Here is a 17,535-nt window from a genome sequence, read left to right as displayed (position 1 = left end):
CGGTCATTTCCACTCATGAGTTTCCTCGGCTTGCCGCAAACTACACTTGATGACTAGGCAAGAGGAGGAAAAACCATGGAATTTGCGCCAAGAAGCGTTGTGATCGAGGAGTTCATCGACACGCTCGAGCCGATGATGGAAGCCTATGGACTCGACCAAGTCGGCATTTTTGAAGAGCATGGTGAAGGCAATCGCTATTATGTCGGCTATACGATCAACAAAGACGATGAGATGATCACCATTCACATGCCGTTTGTAAAAAACGAACGCGGTGAACTGGCGCTTGAGAAGCAGGAATGGACCGTTCGAAAAGACGGTCGGGAGAAAAAAGGCTTTCATTCGCTGCAAGAGGCGATGGAGGAAGTGATTCATTCATGATAAGCGGCCGGGCTCGGCCGCTTTTTCGCCATCGAAAGAGAGAGGAGCATGATTGCGGAACTTCACATAGCAGACGACGAAACGGCCGTTAAGGTGCTGCACCTACAGCGGCGCGCGTATACGATCGAGGCGCAGATCATCGGCAGCACGGCGCTCCCGCCGCTTCACGATACGATCGCTTCTCTGCAACGATGCGGCGAGCGCTTTTTTGGCTATTTTCAAGGCGAATGGCTCGTTGGGGCGATCGCCTATGAGCGAAGCGGCCCGACGCTTCACCTTTGCCGGCTGATGGTCGATCCGGATTGTTTCCGCCAAGGGATCGCCAGCACGTTGCTCGACTTTGTCATCAAGCAAGAACCGTCGATCAGCGAGATCGTCGTGACGACCGGAAGCGGCAACGCGCCGGCCATTTGCTTTTACGAACGCCATGGGTTTCGTGCCATCGAGCGCATCGAAACGCCGGAAAGAATCGAGTTAACGAAACTCGTGAAACGAAGCGGATGACACGCGGGTACGAGTTTCCGGTTGTGTATGATGCCGATTTTGGCCATACAGATCCAATGGCAGTGTTGCCAAAAGGCATTCAAGCAGGGATGAAAACGGACAAAAGCGGATCTGTTGCGTTTCGCTTGCCTGAGCGGGCGGTTGAATGAGAGGTAGATTAATAGAGAGGAGACATGAGGGAAGACATGGCGACAACCTTGTATTTGACCAGACATGGGGAAACGAAGTGGAACGTCGAAAGGCGGATGCAAGGCTGGCAAGACTCGCCGCTCACGGAAAAAGGGCGGCAAGACGCCATGCGGCTTGGAAAGCGGCTTGAAGCGGTGGAATTGGCCGCGATTTACACAAGCACAAGCGGCCGGGCGCTTGAGACGGCGGAGATTGTCCGCGGCGGGCGGCTCATTCCGATCTATCAAGACGAGCGGCTGCGCGAGATTCATCTTGGCGATTGGGAAGGAAAGACGCATGACGAGATTCGGCAAATGGATCCGATCGCGTTCGACCATTTTTGGAACGCGCCCCATCTGTACGCTCCACAGCGAGGCGAGCGGTTTTGTGACGTGCAGCAGCGGGCGCTTGAAGCGGTGCAGAGCATCGTTGATCGGCACGAGGGAGAAACGGTGTTAATCGTCACTCACGGCGTCGTGCTGAAAACGCTTGTCACAGCCTTCAAAGGCGCGCCGCTTGAGCAACTTTGGGCGCCGCCGTATATGTACGGCACGAGCGTGACGATTGTGGAGGTGAATGCGGACGTGTTTCGCCTGGTTGTGGAAGGCGATGTTTCCCATCTAGAAGAAGTCAAGGAAGTATAGATAGGGAAGAAGGATGGAGAATTGGAGGCGGCGCTGTTTCTTCGGTTCATCGCCATAATATGCGCTTGGCCAATCGGATCGGTTTCTTGCGCCATCATGCAACCTCATTCATGATTCAAGAAATGGATGAAAGACATGAGTGGGCGCCTTCCAGTACAACGTTTGGTGAAGAACTGCTTTTTCTTATAAAGTCTAGTTGTCCAAAAAAACAGCCCCGTTTCCCTCGATCGGGAAGCGGGGCTGCGCCGTTTATACGAGCCCGAGCCATCTCACAAGCTGTGCGGTCGTAAAGGTGACCGCAATGGCAATCGCTGTCGGCAAGGCAAAGGCGACGAACGTCCATTTCGCGCTTTTCGTTTCTTTGTAAATGTTGACGAGCGTCGTGCCGCATGGGTAGTGAAGCAGGGAAAACAGCATCATATTGAGGGCGGTGAGCCACGTCCAGCCGTGGTCAAGCAAAATTTGTTTTAGAGAATGCAGGCCATCGACTTCAGTGAGCGCCCCCGCGGATAAATAGCCCATCAGCAAAATCGGCACGACAATTTCATTGGCTGGCAAGCCTAAAATGAACGCCATCAAAATGTAGCCATCCAATCCCAATGCTTTGGCAAATGGGTCAAGCCAGTCGGCTAAATACGCCAGCACGGTCGTATCTCCCACGTGAACGTTGCCGAGCACCCATGTCAGAATGCCGGCCGGCGCCGCAACCGTTACCGCCCGTTTCAGCACATAGAGTGATTTGTCGAGGGTGGCCCGGATGATCGTCTCCATGATTTTCGGGCGTCGGTACGGCGGCAGCTCCAGCGTGTAATGGGTCGGAATGCCGCGCAAGGCCGTCTTGGATAAGACCCATGAAACGGTCAACGTGACGACGATGCCAAACAACACCATGGCGACGACCACACCCGCCGTAACGAACGTTTTCCATCCGCCTGTATAGCCGGCTGCCATAAATAAGGACGAAAGCAGGATCAGCGTTGGCCAACGTCCATTGCAGGGGACGAAGTTGTTGGTCAAAATGGCCAGCATTCGTTCGCGCGGTGATTCGATAATGCGCGTCGACATGATGGCCGCCGCGTTGCAGCCGAAGCCCATGGCCATCGTCAGTGATTGTTTGCCATGCGCCCCCGCTTTTTTAAACAAGCGATCCATGTTAAAGGCGACACGCGGCAAGTAGCCATAATTTTCGAGCAAAGTGAATACGGGAAAGAAAATCGCCATCGGCGGCAGCATCACGCTGACGACCCAAGCCGTGCCGCGGTATAGGCCAAGTACAATGAGGCCGTGCAACCAGTCGGGGGCGTGAATCGCTTGAAAGGCCATGGTGAGATACGTTTCGATCGTTCCGAACAAGCGGGCGAGCGAATCGGAAAATACGTTGGCGCCGGCGATCGTCATGTAAAGGACAGCGGCGAGAAGCGCCAGCATAATTGGAAATCCCCACCGCTTCGACGTGACGATCCGGTCAATCTGTTCCGTTCGATCACGTTTCACGCTCTTCGTATGATTGACACATTCTCGATAAAGCTCGGCCGATGTTTGAAAGATGGCGGCAACGATTTGCTCGCGCACATTGTCCGGCGCCAATGATTTCGCTTCTGTCATTAAGCGGTCAAATCGATTTGATGGATCCGCAACAGGCATACGCGTTCCCCTCCTTGATCAATGGTTGCGGCGGTTGTTTCAGCGCTTGAAGCAGCGATGTATCGCCGTCAAGGAGACGAAGAGCGATCCAGCGAGCAGGATACGTGTCTCCCATCACGTCTTTCACGAGTGGAAGAAGTTTGGCAATGCCTCGTTCGATTTCCGGGCTGTACCGGATGGAAAGCGGGTTGGTGTTGATGCGGCCATGCGCCATGGCATCCACTGTATCAAGCAGTGCATCGATTCCTTCCCGGTTGCGGGCCGAGATCGGCACGACCGGCACGCCGAGTTTGACGGCTAATTTTTTTGTGTTGATATGAATGCCTTTCTTTTTCGCTTCATCCATCAAATTGATAGCGATAATGACGCGGTCGGTCATTTCCAATACTTGAAGCGCTAGATTCAAGTTGCGTTCTAATGCCGTAGCGTCGACCACAACGACCGTGACGTCAGGACGTTGAAACAGGAGAAAATCGCGCGCCACCTCTTCATCGGCTGAATTGGAATAGAGCGAATACGTTCCCGGCAAGTCGACGATCCGGTACAACGTGCCGCGGTGGCGGCATTCTCCTTCCGCATGAGTGACCGTTTTCCCGGGCCAGTTGCCGGTATGTTGGCGCAGGCCCGTTAAGACGTTGAACAACGTGCTTTTGCCGGTGTTCGGATTTCCCATTAAGGCAATCGTATACGTCATATCAGTCATGGCTGATCTTCTCCCCGTAAATATAGTCACTTTCTTCTTTTCTTAATGCGATCGTCGTTCCACAAACGCGATAGGCGGTCGGGTCGCCAAGCGGGCTTTTTTGTCCAACCTTCACTTCCCCGCTGGGTACAAATCCCAAATCAAGCAATCGTCGTTTTAACATAGGATCAGGAACATCAACCTTTTCGATGCGAAATCGATCGCCCGGTTTCATATCGGAGAGGCGGCAACGTTTTCCTTGTGCCATAAAAGTTTCCCTCCGGTTAATATTTTTTATAAAAGACATTTTTTTTTGCTTAGACCAACTTTTGTGTTTATCATATTCCAGTTGCCTCGCTGTTGTCAACAAATTTGTTTCATCATTTTTCTGACAGAGTTGTCGAACTGGCGACTATTCAAAACAATAGGAAATCATGTTATCATATGAATAGTCTGAACAAACTATCGGCAGAAAGGCGGTGACGGCGTCCATTGACGCACGATGAAATGAAAGCGATTACGGAAGGGACGATTCTTTGGCAGCCGACGGAGGAACAAATCAAGAGCTCCAACCTTCATCGATATATGGATTGGTTGAGAGAACATAAAGGGCTCTCCTTCTCTTCATACCGCGAGCTGTGGACATGGTCGGTCGACGAGCTTGAGTCATTTTGGGAAACGGTTTGGGAATATTGTGGTGTTCAGGCGGCAACGCCGTATGAGTGTGTGCTGCGGGAGCGGAAGATGCCAGGGGCGGAGTGGTTTCCAGGCGCTAGGCTCAACTATGCGAAACATATTTTCCGGCATGCGCGCGCCGACCGCCCGGCCATCATTTTCCGCTCGGAACGCGTGCCGTACCGGGAAGTGTCATGGCAGGAGCTCGGCGAAAAAACGGCGGCGATCGCCAAAGCATTGCGAGCGATGGGAGTGAAGCGCGGCGACCGCGTCGTCGCTTATATGCCGAATATCCCCGAGACGGTGATGGCGTTTTTGGCGTGCGCCTCGATCGGCGCCATTTGGTCAAGCTGCTCGCCGGATTTTGGCGCTGGCAGCGTCATTGACCGGTTCGCGCAAATCGAGCCGACTGTCTTGTTTGCCGTCGACGGCTGCCAATACAACGGCAAAGAATTTGACAAAATGCCGGTCGTATCCGAATTGCGCGCCAAATTGCCGTCATTGAAAAAGACGGTGCTGCTTCCGTATTGGCGCGGGCAGATGGAAGCACCGGATGAGGGCGTCGTGCTGTGGGATGATGTCGTGGCGGACAAGGCGGAACTCGTCTATGAAGACGTTCCGTTTGACCATCCGCTTTGGATTTTGTATTCCTCGGGAACGACCGGTTTGCCGAAGCCGATCGTCCAGGGGCATGGCGGCATTTTGCTTGAACATTTGAAAGCATTGACGATTTCCGAAAACTTGACGAAAGACAGCACGTTTTTCTGGTTTACGACGACTGGATGGATGATGTGGAACTTTTTGATCGGCGGACTGCTGGCCGGGTCGACCATCGTGCTCTATGACGGCAGCCCGACGTATCCGGATGGCAACGTTTTATGGGAGCTCGCCGAGAAGGCAGGCATCACCCATTTCGGCACAAGCGCGGCGTTTATCAACATCTGCATGAAGCTCGGCCTGAAGCCAAAAGAGCAATATGACTTGTCAAAGCTCGAGGCCGTGCTCTCGACCGGTTCGCCGCTGACGGTCGAAGGGTTCGCCTGGGTGTATGAAAACGTCAAGGATGACATTTGCCTGGCATCATGCAGCGGCGGAACGGATGTGTGCACCGCGTTTGTCGTCGGTTCGCCGATTTTGCCGGTGCGCGCCGGCATCCTCTCGTGCCGCGCGTTGGGCGCGGATGTGCAGGCGTTTGACGAAAACGGCCAGCCGCTTGTGAATGAAGTCGGTGAACTTGTGATTACAAAACCAATGCCGTCGATGCCGCTCTTTTTCTGGAACGATCCAGACGGCGAACGGTATCGGAACAGCTATTTTGACACGTACCCGGGCGTCTGGAAGCACGGCGACTGGATTAAAATTGACGAACAAGGGGGATGCGTCATTTACGGACGCTCCGACTCGACGATCAACCGCGCCGGCGTCCGCATGGGCACGAGCGAAATTTACCGTGCGGTCGAAGCGGTCGACGGGGTGTTCGAAAGCCTCATTGTCGATTTGGAAATGATGGGCAAGCAATCGTTTATGCCGCTGTTTGTCGTCCTCAAGCCGGGCGCAGTGCTCGATGACGAGCTGAAAGAACGCATCCGCCAATCGATTCGGCAACACGTCTCGCCGCGCTTTGTTCCAGATGAAATTTACGAGGTGAAGCAAATTCCGAAAACGCTAAATGGAAAGAAAATGGAGATTCCGATCCGGAAACTGCTCTTAGGCTTCCCGCTCGAAAAGGCAGTCAACCCGGGCTCAATGGCCAATCCAGAGGCGCTCGACTTTTTCCTCGAGCTGGCGAAGACGCTGGCGGCGAAGACGCAGACAAGCTGAAATGCGAAAGGTTGTTATTAAATGACGATGCTTAATAACAACCTTTCTATGTATTTTAGTGAATTATAAATAGAGGAGTCGGGGGCATGGAAGAAAGCAAGCGGACTAGGCCAGTTTGGAAATCCATCGGTGATTGAGGAGCGGACGACGGTGAAAGAGATGTTGGGGCGATGAGACGAGACGGTGTCCGTTTTCATGATGAGAAAGTCCGGAAGATCTGTTTAGGAGAACCTTCCGGGCTTCATTTGCGGCGACGATGATTCGGAGTTTTAGTATGACGTAAGCAGGGGGATGTTGTTTGATGATGGCTATGTTCACACAGGATATGGAACAAGCGTTAAACGTCGAAGAGATCAACGAAATGGAGCGGACTGACGTCTAGTACATATTGAGCGCCGTTTTGACGCGCTTGATCTCCTTTTTGTTTTCGAACAGCTCTTCAACTAAAATGTTTTGGCCGTTGGCGACATCGGTGATCCGTTTGTCCATGTCGGCCACTTGCTGGCTTAATTGGTTGAGTTGTTCATTCGTTTGCTGCACTTGTTTGGCGAGCTGGTCGACTTGCTCATGAGTTTGCTGTACTTGGTGGTTCAGCTGCTGCACTTGGCTGTTAAGGTGTTGGACTTGTTGGCCCAGTTGCTGCACTTGCTCGTTTGTTTGTTGCACCTGTTGGCCCAGTTGCTGCACTTGCTCGTTTGTTTGTTGCACCTGTTGGCCCAGTTGCTGCACTTGTCCGTTCGTTTGTTGCAGCTGCTCGGCAAGTTCTTTAATGGCTTGCCAAATCATTTCATTTGAGATCGCTCCCATTCGACAATCCCCTTTCTGGTTCGATTCTCCTTCTATTATACATGACGAAAGAAAGAGATGATAGAAGAAAGATGACGAAACGTTTTTCTTTGCGGCGCGTCCTTCGAATGTGATATAACAAAAGAATGTCAGTAGTATGCACATACTGGAGGATGAACATGGTGATCCGTGTCAGCCATTTGCATAAATCGTTCCGCGTCCATCGCCGCGAAGCGGGATGGCTTGAGGCGGCGCGCAGTTTATGGCGGCGCGACTACCGCGTCATTGAGGCGGTGAAGGACGTTTCGTTTACGATTGAAAAAGGGGAGATTGTCGGCTTTTTAGGTCCAAACGGGGCGGGGAAAACGACGACGATGAAAATGCTTGCTGGCCTCTTGCATCCGACATCAGGAGAGATCACGGTCGGCGGGTTTGTGCCGTTTGAGCAAAAGCCGGAGTTTAAAAAAATGATGAGCTTGGTGATGGGGCAAAAAAGCCAGCTCATTTGGGACATCCCGCCGATGGAGACGTTTTTGGTCAATAAAGCCATTTATGACATCGACGATCGGGCTTTCCGCCAGACGCTCGAGGAATTGACGGAACTGCTCGACTTGGCGCCGCTGTTGGACAAGCCGACGCGCAGTCTGTCGCTCGGGCAGCGGATGCGCTGCGAGCTGGCGGCGGCGCTTTTGCATCGGCCGCAAGTGTTGTTTTTGGATGAGCCGACGATCGGGCTTGACGTTCATACGCAAGAAAACGTGCGTCGCTTTATCGTTGACTACAATCGGGAGCACGAGACGACGATTTTGTTGACATCGCATTACATGGGTGATGTTGCAGCGCTTTGCGACCGGGTGATGATCATCAACTACGGGCGATTGATTTACGACGGGGAACTGTCGGTGCTGACGGAGAAGCTGGCGCCGTACAAGCGATTGGAAGTCCGGTTTTCACGGGTTCCGGACATGGATTGGGGAGAGTATGGCGAAGTGGCGGAAATCGAAGAAGGAACAGTCGTATTGCGGGTGGCGCGCGAGAAGGCGGCGGGGACAGCAGCGCGGTTATTAGAGCGGTTTGATGTCCGCGACATCAATATTGAAGACCCGCCGCTTGAGGAAGTGATTACGCGCGCGTTTCAGGAGGAGCGTGTATGATTCGCAAATATATCGCTTTGTTGCGGATGAAATACATCGAAATGCTCGCGTATCGTTTGGCGACGTTCGTCTGGATGACGGGTGCGATCACGCAGCCGCTGATCACGATGTTTGTCTGGATGAACATTCATCCGGAAGAGAGCGATTCGTTTGTCTTTTATTTTATGGCCGTCATTTTTGTCGAACGAATGACGAGCGCGTGGGATGTATGGGAGCTGGACCGTGAAATTCGCGAAGGGACGTTTTCGAATTTGCTGCTTAGGCCGCTTCACCCGATCCATTGGGCGATCGCGGAAAACATCATTTATAAATGGCTGTTTGCCGTCATTTTAGTGCCTGTCTGGGTAGTGGCAGCGACATTTTGGCCGGCGCTTCGTCCTCACATGACGGCAAGTCAAATCATGTTGTTTTTGATGGCGGTTGTATTGGGTGCGGCGCTTCGTTTTTTGCTTAGTTACTCGTGCGGGTTGCTTGCGTTTTGGATGACGAAAGTGGCGGCTGTGTACGGCGTGATCGACGTCATTTCGTTGTTTTTGTCAGGACGGATCGCGCCGCTTGGGCTGCTTCCGCCGCAGCTTCGCGAATGGAGCGAGTGGCTGCCGTTTCGCTATATGATCAGTTTTCCGATCGAAATCGCCACCGGGGCGGCGGATGGAGGAGAGTTGGCGCGCGGCTTTGCGATCGCCGCCGGGTGGATGATGGCGCTGATTGGTGCTTTGCAATGGCTGTGGAAAGCGGGGATGAGAAAAAATCAGGCGGTAGGTGGATGAACATGCGGCGATACGGGCGGGTGTTCCGCGAGTTTTTCCGCGCTTGTTTGGTCGAGGAAATGGAATACCGGAGCGAATTTTTCGGCAATTTTATCGCCAGCTTTTTTGGCATCGCAATCGCTCTGTTGACCGTCCATATCTTTTTTTACCAGACGGATCGCTTAGGCGGCTGGACGTATGGGGAAGTGCTTGTGCTGCTCGGCGTCTTTAATACGCTGCGCGGATTCATCGATTTTGCGCTCCGCCCGAACATGCCAAGGCTGCTTGAGCATGTCAGGCGCGGCACGCTCGATTATATTTTGACGAAACCGGTCGACAGCATGTTTTACGTCAGCTTCCGCCACCTTGTCTTTTGGCGGCTTATCGATGTGGCGCTTGGCATCGGCGTCATCGGCTTCGGCTTGTATGTTGAACGCTACGTGCCATCGGCGGCCGACGTATGCATGTTTCTGATCGTGATGGCCGCTTCTCTTTTGCTCATTTATTCGCTATGGATGATGTTGATGACGACCTCGTTTTGGGTCGTGCGCATCGATGACTTGTCGTTTATTTTCGATTCTTTTTTTGATACGGCCCGCTTTCCCGGCAGCATGTACCGCGGGGCGGTGCGGTTGGTGATTACCTACATCTTGCCGGCGGTGTTGATCACCAATACGCCGGCTTTGGCGCTGCTTGGAAAATGGCGCATCCCGACAGCGCTGGCGGCTTTGGCTGCGGCCATTCTCTTTTTATGGCTGGCCCGTCGCTTTTGGCGGTTTGCCTTGCGCTTTTACACCGGGGCGGGCGGGTGAGGAAACGGCTCCTTAGACAGGGGCTTTTTTCTTTTGTCATGGTGATTTCGCCAGGGAATCAGCGGCGCGTATATCGACCCATGCCGTCCGATTCGCTTCTAGCCGCCATGAATAATGGAAAAGCGTTTCAGTGCTGATGACCTGTGCGTTCGGTCGACTGTCTCTTTCTTTGCATTGGCTTAGGATGTCTCCTTTCGCCGACGGCTCCCAGATCCATTTTTTCCATATTGATGGTTGGATGGCGAAGAGAATGGACACGGAGAAGGGGGAGGATGACTGTTTCTTTGCTTTCATATTCGTTGACTTTTACGTAAACGTCAATTAAAATAAAATTCAGAATATTGATTCTAGAAAAGGGATGGCCATGCACTATTTCACCATTTCCGATTTGGCGCAAGAGTTTGATGTGAGCACACGGACGATCCGCTATTATGAAGAACGCGGATTGCTCTCCCCAATCCGGACCGAGTCAGGGCAGCGGCTGTATACGAAAAAGGAGCGGGCGAAACTCAAGCTCATTTTGCGCGGCAAACGGTTCGGCTTTTCGCTTGACGAAATTCATGAGATGATTGCGCTGTTTGATGAGGATCGCACGGGGAAGAAACAGCTTGAAAAAACGGTCGAATACGGGCGGCTGAAATTGAAGGAAGTGAGCGAGCGGATCGAGGATTTGCTTCAGCTGAAGGCGGAGATGGAAGCGCTGCTTTCCGATTTTGAACAGCGATTGCGAGAATGGGAGGAATCGGATGGATGAACATTTCAGAGCTGCTCGCCCGGAATGCGAGGAAATTTCCAGAGAAAACGGCGGTCATCGAAGGAGAATCATCGCTGTCGTATGCCGAGGTCAACTGCATGGTCAATCGCTTGGCCTCATCATTGGCTCGGCTTGGTGTGGGACGCGGCGATAAAGTCGCGCTGTATATGCCCAATACCAAAGAGTTTGCCGTTTCGTACTTTGCCGTTTTGCGCCTTGGCGCGGTTGTTGTGCCGATTAACGCGCGCTTGACGGCGGCTGAGGTGCAGTATATTCTCGGCCATAGCGAGGCAAAGGCGCTCATCACCCACGATTGGGTGCATCAAGTGCTCGCCCCGCTTGTCGGTGGAAGCGATGGAATCTGGGTGAAGACCGGGAAGGCGGAAGGCGGTTGGCTGTCGCTCGGGGAGTTGATCGATTCGGGTGATCCAGAAGAGATCGTCTGCCCAGCCAAAGAGGATGATGAGGCGACGATTTTGTATACATCGGGGACAACGGGGCGGCCAAAAGGGGTGTTGTTCACGCATCGCAATGTGATCACGGTTGCGGACATGATCGTGATCGAAACGAAAATCGACCGTCAAAGCCGCCTGCTGCATCTCATGCCGCTCAGCCACTCAGCGCCGCTTCATTTGTTTTTCATAGGCGGCACGTACGTCGGTGCGACCCATGTCCTAGCGCCTGCGTTTTCCCCGGATGCGTTGCTCGAACTGGTCGAGCGTCACAAGATCACCCACTTTTTCGGCGCGCCAGTGGCGTATTTGTTGACGGCGAAGCATCCGCGGTTTGACGAATACGACCTTTCTTCGGTCCGTTGCTGGATGTACGGCGGGGCTCCGCTGTCGCGTGAGGAAGTGAAGTTTGTCGCCAGCCGCTTTGGCGCCGGGCGGATGATGTGTTTATCTTAATTAGGCGAGAAGACTCCCACTTCAACGAAGCGAAGCGGAGTAAGTGGGAGATGAATCGCCTTAACTATATTTTGCTGAAAATAGGATAGATTCAGTAAAATATAGTATAATATAGTTAGATGGGAGGTGAAAAAATGTATTTTTGTATCAAACAACAGCTAAATGGTTTGACCAAAGAAGAATACTTGACTCTTCGAGAACTGTGCCATATTGCCAAGAACATGTACAACGTCGGATTGTACAATGTCAGACAATACTATTTTGAACACAAGGAATTTCTTAATTATGAGAAAAATTATCATCTTGCAACAACTAACGAAAACTATAAGCTGTTAAACAGCAACATGGCACAGCAAATTTTAAAAAAGGTCAATGAAGCCTTTAAATCCTTCTTTGGTTTGATCAGTCTTGCCAAACAAGGAAAATATGACTACAAGGCTATCAGTATTCCCAAATATCTTAAAAAAGATGGCTTTCATTCACTGATCATTGGCCAGATTCGTATAGACGGCAACAAATTCACGATACCGTATTCTCGCCTATTTAAAAAGACTCACAAGCCTATCACGATAACGATTCCGCCTGTGTTACTGGACAAAAAGATTAAGCAGATTGAAATCATTCCTAAGCATCATGCCAGGTTCTTTGAGATTCAGTACAAATATGAAATGCCTGAAGATCAAAGAGAATTAAATGACCAAAAAGCACTGGCAATTGATTTAGGATTAAACAATGTTGCCACTTGTGTCACATCAGACGGCAGATCATTCATCATTGATGGGCGGAGATGAAAAAGTATAAATCAATGGTTTAACAAAGAAAAGGCCAGACTTCAAAGCATAAAAGATAAGCAAAAAATCAAAGGCACCACTCGTAAACAGGCTGTGCTTGCTATGAATCGCAATAATAAAGTGAATGATTATATCAACAAGACTTGCCGTTACATCATTAACTACTGTATTGAAAATCAAATTGGCAAACTTGTCATTGGCTATGCGGAAACATGGCAACGCAATATTAATCTAGGAAAAAAGACAAATCAAAACTTTGTCAATATTCCTCTCGGTAACATAAAAGAAAAACTAGAATATCTTTGTAAATTTTACGGCATTGAATTCTTGAAACAGGAAGAATCCTATACGTCTCAAGCCAGCTTTTTTGACGGCGATGAGATTCCTGAATATAATGCCGACAATCCAAAAGAATATAAGTTCAGCGGCAAACGTATTAAGCGCGGCTTGTATCGAACAAAGTCTGGCAAACTAATTAATGCTGATGTCAATGGCGCAGTAAACATCTTAAAGAAAAGTAAAGCTGTAGACCTGAGTGTCTTATGCTCTAGCGGCGAAGTGGACACGCCTCAAAGAATAAGGATTGCTTGAAGCAGTCAAACTTCTTTGGAAGCCCCCACTTCAAATTTTCGCTAGAAAATTAAGTGGGGGTAGTTCACCCAAAGGAAGTCGAAGATGTGCTGCGAACGCATCCGGCGATCGCCGATGTTGCCGTGATCGGCGTGCCGCATCCGGAGTGGGGCGAAACGGCAAAAGCGTTTGTTGTATTGAGCCAACCGCTCGAACCGCTTGCGGAAGAGTGCAAGCGTTTCCTATCTGACAAGCTGGCTGACTATAAAATTCCGCGTCTGTATGAGGCGATCGCTGAACTGCCGCGCAATGCGACGGGAAAAGTGTTGAAACAAGTGCTGCGGATGTGGGAGACGACGGCGCAGGGAGCACAGGGACGATAAGAAGAGGGGAAAGGGGAGAGACGATGAAACCGCTTTATGAAGTCGATCCGAATTTGCTGGCGAATTTGAAACGGCATTTGTATATATGCTCATTGAAAAGTTAACCTTCGTATAAGTGGTTCCCACTCCGGTTATACTGCTCCTAAGGAAAAGCATGGAAAAGGAGCGGAATTCTGCATGAAACGTCTCAAAATCACCAACGATCACGGATGGACACCTCGGACACTTCGCAAACAGGAACGGAAAATCAAAAACACCCTTCTTCGCCAACGGGTGATGGCCGTCCGCCTGGTCATGGAAGGCTATTTGGGCAAAGAGGTGGCCTCCATGGTCAACGTGTGCCGACAAACTGTTTCCCATTATGTGTCGCTGTTCAACGAAGGCGGCCTTGAACTCCTGCTTCATCGGGATTTCGCCCCCGGGCGGGAGCCGTTTCTCACCGAAGAACAGCAGGAAAAGATCAAACAGCTTGTGTTGACCACTACTCCCGCGGAACTGGGCTGGGACGTCGCTTCGGCGTGGAACACCAAACTCCTGCAATCCTATGTCACAAAGCAATTCGGTGTTTCCATTTCCCGCGAAGCGCTGCGAAAACTCCTGCACCGCAAAGGGCTGTCGTGGACACGACCGACGTACACACTGGCGAAAGGAAATCCGGATGAGCAAAAACAATTTGAAAAACAGATGGATCTGATAAAAAAAACTTGATCACCAAGGAGACAGAAGATGCTGTTCTTCTGTACATCGATGAAACCCATATCCGCTCTTACCATGTCTTGCGGTCCACATGGTCGGAAGTCGGCCGCCAAAAACAAGTGCCGACGTTTGGCCATCATGCCCACGTATCGCTGTTTGGCGCGGTCAACGTCCATGATGGTGAAACGGTGCTTCATCAAACGACCGCTGCCAATGCCGCGACGTTCTTGGATTTCTTGAGAATGCTCAAACAGCGCTATTTAGACCGTCTCATGGTTTTGGTGTTGGATAACGCCCGCATTCACCATGCCAAAATGGTCAAGGAGTTTTTGCGGGAAGAAGGACAGTGTTTTCACTTTATTTACCTTCCTCCGTATTCTCCGCAACTGAACCCGATCGAACGCTTATGGAAATGGCTGCAAGATACGGTGATTGCCAATGTATTTCACAAGGATCGCAACGATATCATTCAAGCCATTACTCGGTTTGTCAACTACATCCACGAACGTCCGGAGGAAGTGCTGCAGCGCTTAGGGTGTGCAGGATGACTGAGAAGTTAACTCTTCATGTTGCATGTATATGGATGACGAATTGTATCGGTATGCGGAAGAAAAGCTCGCGTCGTTTTACGAATTTTGCTTGACGGACGTCGACCGCCGCGCCGTGCACACCGACCGCGAAGGGCAGCCGCGCCTCATCAAGTACGACCGGTTTGGGAACGACATTTCCGAAGTATGGGTAAACGAAGGATACGTGCAGACGGCAAAACAGACGTACGAAACGGGCATTGTCGGTTATGTGCACAAACCGATTCCCGAGCTTGGAAGAAAAGGAAACTACATGTATTCGTACGCCCAAGGGTACATTTTATCCCAAGCTGAGCCCGGGTTTTATTGTCCGGTGACGCTGACGATGGCGACCGCCTATGTGCTTGAACATTTCGCCGATGAAAAGCTGAAGGCGACGTATTTGCCCCATGTCATCTCCACCGGGGAAGTCGAGTTGTACGAAGGGGCGACGTTTTTAACCGAGCGACAGGGAGGGTCGGACGTTGGCGCCAACGCGGTGCGTGCTGTGCCGTGCGGCGACCATTATAAACTATATGGGGAAAAATATTTTGCCAGCAATGCCGGCCGCTGCGGCGTGGCGCTCGTATTGGCGCGCATCGACGGGAGCGGGCCGGGGACGAAAGGGAAGTTCGTTTTTGGCGGACATCTCTTTTTTTGACTGCCAAATGAGCAATTCAACAAGTAGGATGAAAGAAAGGAAGGGAAAAACGGACATGGAAGTGGTGCGCACGCCGCGCCGGACAAAACGGCGCGTTTGGATTTCTGCGGCCATTGGCGTTGTCATTTTGGGGTTGCTCGCCTGCGTCGGTTTGTCCGTTTATGTCGGCTGGCAGCTGACGCATAAACCGCGCGAGCCGGTTACCATGACGCCGAAAGACTATGGCATGGCGTATGAACGGGCGACGTTTACAAGCAAAGATGGAAAAACGGCGCTTAAAGGTTGGATTATTCCACCAAAAGGAACGGCGAAAATGACGGTCATTTTTGCCCATGGATACGGCAACAACCGCGTCCAAGAAAATGTGCCGTTTTTGCCGCTCGCCAAGCGGCTTGTTGACGACGGATATCGCGTCATCTTGTTCGACTTTCGCGCGAGCGGCGAGTCGGAAGGCGATATGATTACGATCGGCGTCAAAGAGAAAGACGATCTGCTTGGCGTCATTGATTACGCGAAAAAGCACTTCGATGAGCCCATTGCCCTGTATGGTGTTTCAATGGGGGCGGCGACATCGATTTTGGCGGCGGCAGAGGACCAGGATGTGCGCGGGGTGATTGCCGACAGCCCGTTCAGCGACCTCGAATCATATTTGCGCGCCAATATGCCGGTGTGGACGCATTTGCCGAACGTGCCGTTTACGTATTTGATTTTAGCGATCGTCCCGGCGCTGGCTGATTTGGATTTGGACGTGTCTTCGCCCATCCATGCGGTCGATCGTGTCGCGCCGAGGCCGATTTTGTTCATCCACAGCAAAGACGACCGTTCGATTCCATACAAAGAAAGTGTGAAGTTGTACAACACCCATCCGCATGCGTTTCAACTATGGCTGACGGACAAAGCGGATCATGTGAAAAGTTTTTCTCTCTACAGCGATGAGTATGTAGAAAGAGTGTCGGCGTTTTTGCGCTCATTGGTAAAAACTTCTTCGTAAGGCGGCTGCGATTCGTGTTCGGCCGCTTTTTGTATTATAATGGAAGAAATAGAGAATGAAGATGGCATTGATCAACGAATCGAGGAGTGAATGCCATGTGCGGTCGGTTTACGTTGACAGTTGATTTGGAAACATTGCGGGCGTTGTTTCGTTTCCGTTATCAAGGTTCGCTTGCGCCCCGGTTCAACATCGCCCCGGGTCAAGATGTGTTGGCCATCGTCGCCGAGGGGGGAGAAAGAGTCGGGAAAATGATGCGCTGGGGGCTTGTGCCGTTTTGGGCGAAAGATGCCCGCATCGGCGCCAAGATGATTAACGCCCGGGCGGAAACGGTCGATGAAAAGGCGAGTTTTCGCCATGCGTTCAAGCGGCGGCGCTGCCTCATTTTAGCTGACGGGTTTTACGAGTGGAAAAAGGAAGGAACGAAAAAAGTGTCGTACCGGTTCACCCTCAAAACGGGCGAGCCATTTGCGTTCGCTGGATTGTGGGAGCGCTGGGAGGGAGCGAGCGATCCGATTGAGACGTGCGCGATCATCACGACAAAGGCGAACGAGCTCATCGCCCCCATTCACGATCGGATGCCGGTCATGTTGCCTCCCGAGCGGCATGACGACTGGCTTGATCCGCGCTTGGATGACAGCGAGTATTTGAAATCGTTGCTGCGTCCGTATCCGAGCGGCGAGATGCGCATGTACGAAGTGGCGCCGCTGGTCAACTCGCCGAAAAACGACGTGATCGCCTGCATCGAGCCGGTCGACAGCCGGTCAATGGAGGGAACGTGATGCATCCTGTCATCTTATTTGATGGCGATTGCCTGTTTTGCCATGCGAGCGCGCACTGGATCGCCGCCCGCGACCGCCAGGCGGTGTTCCGCTTTGCGGCGCAACAGAGCGCCGTTGGTCAAGCATTGTTAGCCAAGCAGGAGATGTCAGCGGGAGACAGCGTCGTCCTCATCGAGAACGGGTGCTGTTATGTAAAATCCGACGCTGTCCTGCGCATCGGCCGGCGTCTTGCTTGGCCTTGGAATTGGCTGGCAGCGTCTGGATTTCTCATCCCTCGGCTGTTGCGCGATCATATATATGACACGGTCGCCAACCATCGGCATCGTCTCACTCTGAAGCGCGATCATTGTCAGCTGCCGCCGCCTGAGCTGCGATCCCGCTTTCTTGATGAATGGCCGCTGTGGTGAAGAAGGAAAATA

General features: G+C 51.8%; 18 protein-coding genes and 4 pseudogenes. 18 read left to right on the top strand and 4 right to left on the bottom strand.

All coding sequences use genetic code 11. The annotated features are described in order from the left end of the window. The first annotated feature begins 75 nt into the window (after positions 1–75). From CD000_RS07905 to CD000_RS07890, 4 genes are read left to right on the top strand one after another with little or no spacing between them, the layout of a single operon-like run. On the top strand, positions 76–378 hold the full coding sequence (locus CD000_RS07905) for a DUF5634 family protein (RefSeq protein WP_013145569.1): 303 nt from the start codon (positions 76–78) through the stop codon (positions 376–378). Between the two features lie 48 nt (positions 379–426). After that, positions 427–882 (top strand): GNAT family N-acetyltransferase, encoded by a 456-nt coding sequence (locus CD000_RS07900; RefSeq protein ID WP_096225387.1) that lies wholly within the window; start codon positions 427–429, stop codon positions 880–882. Further along, entirely contained in the window at positions 879–1,031 is a 153-nt protein-coding gene (locus CD000_RS07895; RefSeq protein WP_096225386.1) for a peptidase U61, read from the top strand. Before CD000_RS07900 ends, CD000_RS07895 begins: the two co-directional genes overlap by 4 nt. Positions 1,032–1,067: 36 nt before the next feature. Beyond that, complete coding sequence (locus tag CD000_RS07890) at positions 1,068–1,694, top strand: histidine phosphatase family protein (RefSeq protein WP_096225385.1); 627 nt, start codon at positions 1,068–1,070, stop codon at positions 1,692–1,694. 249 nt (positions 1,695–1,943) lie between these two features. Here the strand turns inward: CD000_RS07890 and CD000_RS07885 are convergent, their stop codons facing one another. From CD000_RS07885 to CD000_RS07875, 3 genes are read right to left on the bottom strand one after another with little or no spacing between them, the layout of a single operon-like run. After that, the gene (locus CD000_RS07885; protein ID WP_096225384.1) at positions 1,944–3,338 is read right to left on the bottom strand and encodes a nucleoside recognition domain-containing protein; all 1,395 of its coding nucleotides are present in this window, start codon (positions 3,336–3,338) and stop codon (positions 1,944–1,946) included. Then, positions 3,307–4,041, bottom strand: coding sequence for a FeoB small GTPase domain-containing protein (locus CD000_RS07880; protein WP_011230979.1), 735 nt, complete (start codon positions 4,039–4,041; stop codon positions 3,307–3,309). Before CD000_RS07880 ends, CD000_RS07885 begins: the two co-directional genes overlap by 32 nt. After that, positions 4,034–4,288 carry a FeoA family protein gene (locus CD000_RS07875; RefSeq protein WP_096225383.1) on the bottom strand — a complete coding sequence of 85 codons (255 nt, stop codon included), beginning with the start codon at positions 4,286–4,288 and terminating at the stop codon, positions 4,034–4,036. The genes CD000_RS07880 and CD000_RS07875 overlap by 8 nt, the downstream gene beginning before the upstream one ends. A 239-nt stretch (positions 4,289–4,527) precedes the next feature. On the opposite strand from CD000_RS07875, the gene CD000_RS07870 reads away from it, so the two are divergent. After that, a complete protein-coding gene (locus CD000_RS07870; protein ID WP_198962529.1) occupies positions 4,528–6,516 on the top strand; it encodes an acetoacetate--CoA ligase in 1,989 nt (662 codons plus the stop codon). 378 nt (positions 6,517–6,894) lie between these two features. Here CD000_RS07870 and CD000_RS07865 read toward each other — a convergent pair whose 3' ends face one another. Further along, positions 6,895–7,323: a hypothetical protein gene (locus tag CD000_RS07865; protein ID WP_011230982.1), complete on the bottom strand. Its 429-nt coding sequence runs from the start codon at positions 7,321–7,323 to the stop codon at positions 6,895–6,897. A 161-nt stretch (positions 7,324–7,484) separates the two neighbouring features. Here CD000_RS07865 and CD000_RS07860 point away from each other — a divergent pair, with 161 nt between their 5' ends. From CD000_RS07860 to CD000_RS07800, 13 genes and pseudogenes are all read left to right on the top strand, one after another. Then, positions 7,485–8,456 carry an ABC transporter ATP-binding protein gene (locus tag CD000_RS07860; RefSeq protein WP_011230983.1) on the top strand — a complete coding sequence of 324 codons (972 nt, stop codon included), beginning with the start codon at positions 7,485–7,487 and terminating at the stop codon, positions 8,454–8,456. Beyond that, on the top strand, positions 8,453–9,226 hold the full coding sequence (locus tag CD000_RS07855; protein WP_023634112.1) for an ABC transporter permease: 774 nt from the start codon (positions 8,453–8,455) through the stop codon (positions 9,224–9,226). The genes CD000_RS07860 and CD000_RS07855 overlap by 4 nt, the downstream gene beginning before the upstream one ends. Before the next feature lie 2 nt (positions 9,227–9,228). Next, positions 9,229–10,017 carry an ABC transporter permease gene (locus CD000_RS07850; protein WP_011230985.1) on the top strand — a complete coding sequence of 263 codons (789 nt, stop codon included), beginning with the start codon at positions 9,229–9,231 and terminating at the stop codon, positions 10,015–10,017. A gap of 364 nt (positions 10,018–10,381) precedes the next feature. Next, the gene (locus tag CD000_RS07840; RefSeq protein ID WP_096225380.1) at positions 10,382–10,771 is read left to right on the top strand and encodes a MerR family transcriptional regulator; all 390 of its coding nucleotides are present in this window, start codon (positions 10,382–10,384) and stop codon (positions 10,769–10,771) included. After that, positions 10,768–11,673 (top strand): annotated as a pseudogene (locus CD000_RS07835) (class I adenylate-forming enzyme family protein); the annotation flags it as partial. The gene CD000_RS07840 and the pseudogene CD000_RS07835, both read left to right, overlap by 4 nt. A gap of 140 nt (positions 11,674–11,813) precedes the next feature. After that, positions 11,814–13,061 (top strand): annotated as a pseudogene (locus CD000_RS07830) (RNA-guided endonuclease InsQ/TnpB family protein). A gap of 62 nt (positions 13,062–13,123) precedes the next feature. Beyond that, a pseudogene (locus CD000_RS07825) lies at positions 13,124–13,423 on the top strand (AMP-binding enzyme); the annotation flags it as partial. Positions 13,424–13,600: 177 nt separating this feature from the next. Then, positions 13,601–14,131, top strand: a complete 531-nt coding sequence (locus CD000_RS19390) for an IS630 family transposase (RefSeq protein WP_198962492.1) — start codon at positions 13,601–13,603, stop codon at positions 14,129–14,131. Then, positions 14,128–14,667, top strand: coding sequence for an IS630 family transposase (locus tag CD000_RS19385; protein WP_255404859.1), 540 nt, complete (start codon positions 14,128–14,130; stop codon positions 14,665–14,667). The genes CD000_RS19390 and CD000_RS19385 overlap by 4 nt, the downstream gene beginning before the upstream one ends. Positions 14,668–14,692: 25 nt before the next feature. After that, positions 14,693–15,325, top strand: a pseudogene (locus tag CD000_RS07815) (acyl-CoA dehydrogenase family protein); the annotation flags it as partial. 76 nt (positions 15,326–15,401) lie between these two features. Continuing rightward, positions 15,402–16,337 carry an alpha/beta hydrolase gene (locus CD000_RS07810; RefSeq protein WP_096225379.1) on the top strand — a complete coding sequence of 312 codons (936 nt, stop codon included), beginning with the start codon at positions 15,402–15,404 and terminating at the stop codon, positions 16,335–16,337. 95 nt (positions 16,338–16,432) lie between these two features. Further along, positions 16,433–17,116, top strand: a complete 684-nt coding sequence (locus CD000_RS07805; RefSeq protein WP_096225378.1) for an SOS response-associated peptidase — start codon at positions 16,433–16,435, stop codon at positions 17,114–17,116. Further along, positions 17,116–17,523, top strand: coding sequence for a thiol-disulfide oxidoreductase DCC family protein (locus tag CD000_RS07800; protein ID WP_011230991.1), 408 nt, complete (start codon positions 17,116–17,118; stop codon positions 17,521–17,523). Before CD000_RS07805 ends, CD000_RS07800 begins: the two co-directional genes overlap by 1 nt. Positions 17,524–17,535 lie beyond the last annotated feature (12 nt).

Origin of the sequence: Geobacillus sp. FJAT-46040 (assembly GCF_002335725.1) — a bacterium.
Classification (GTDB): Bacteria; Bacillota; Bacilli; order Bacillales; family Anoxybacillaceae; genus Geobacillus; species Geobacillus thermoleovorans.
The sequence above is the reverse complement of the archived record's forward strand: the minus strand, read 5'-3'. Positions and strand labels throughout refer to the sequence as shown.

What these genes read in the sequence shown, in the direction of transcription:
- CD000_RS07890 (WP_096225385.1), top strand. Translation starts at nt 1,068, where the DNA reads ATGGCGACAACCTTGTATTTGACCAGACATGGGGAAACGAAGTGGAAC.
- CD000_RS07900 (WP_096225387.1), top strand. Translation starts at nt 427, where the DNA reads ATGATTGCGGAACTTCACATAGCAGACGACGAAACGGCCGTTAAGGTG.
- CD000_RS07840 (WP_096225380.1), top strand. Translation starts at nt 10,382, where the DNA reads ATGCACTATTTCACCATTTCCGATTTGGCGCAAGAGTTTGATGTGAGC.
- CD000_RS19390 (WP_198962492.1), top strand. Translation starts at nt 13,601, where the DNA reads ATGAAACGTCTCAAAATCACCAACGATCACGGATGGACACCTCGGACA.
- CD000_RS07850 (WP_011230985.1), top strand. Translation starts at nt 9,229, where the DNA reads ATGCGGCGATACGGGCGGGTGTTCCGCGAGTTTTTCCGCGCTTGTTTG.
- CD000_RS07865 (WP_011230982.1), bottom strand. Translation starts at nt 7,323, where the DNA reads ATGGGAGCGATCTCAAATGAAATGATTTGGCAAGCCATTAAAGAACTT.
- CD000_RS07855 (WP_023634112.1), top strand. Translation starts at nt 8,453, where the DNA reads ATGATTCGCAAATATATCGCTTTGTTGCGGATGAAATACATCGAAATG.
- CD000_RS07805 (WP_096225378.1), top strand. Translation starts at nt 16,433, where the DNA reads ATGTGCGGTCGGTTTACGTTGACAGTTGATTTGGAAACATTGCGGGCG.
- CD000_RS07870 (WP_198962529.1), top strand. Translation starts at nt 4,528, where the DNA reads ATGAAAGCGATTACGGAAGGGACGATTCTTTGGCAGCCGACGGAGGAA.
- CD000_RS07875 (WP_096225383.1), bottom strand. Translation starts at nt 4,288, where the DNA reads ATGGCACAAGGAAAACGTTGCCGCCTCTCCGATATGAAACCGGGCGAT.
- CD000_RS07885 (WP_096225384.1), bottom strand. Translation starts at nt 3,338, where the DNA reads ATGCCTGTTGCGGATCCATCAAATCGATTTGACCGCTTAATGACAGAA.
- CD000_RS07810 (WP_096225379.1), top strand. Translation starts at nt 15,402, where the DNA reads ATGGAAGTGGTGCGCACGCCGCGCCGGACAAAACGGCGCGTTTGGATT.
- CD000_RS07895 (WP_096225386.1), top strand. Translation starts at nt 879, where the DNA reads ATGACACGCGGGTACGAGTTTCCGGTTGTGTATGATGCCGATTTTGGC.
- CD000_RS07905 (WP_013145569.1), top strand. Translation starts at nt 76, where the DNA reads ATGGAATTTGCGCCAAGAAGCGTTGTGATCGAGGAGTTCATCGACACG.
- CD000_RS07800 (WP_011230991.1), top strand. Translation starts at nt 17,116, where the DNA reads ATGCATCCTGTCATCTTATTTGATGGCGATTGCCTGTTTTGCCATGCG.
- CD000_RS07880 (WP_011230979.1), bottom strand. Translation starts at nt 4,041, where the DNA reads ATGACTGATATGACGTATACGATTGCCTTAATGGGAAATCCGAACACC.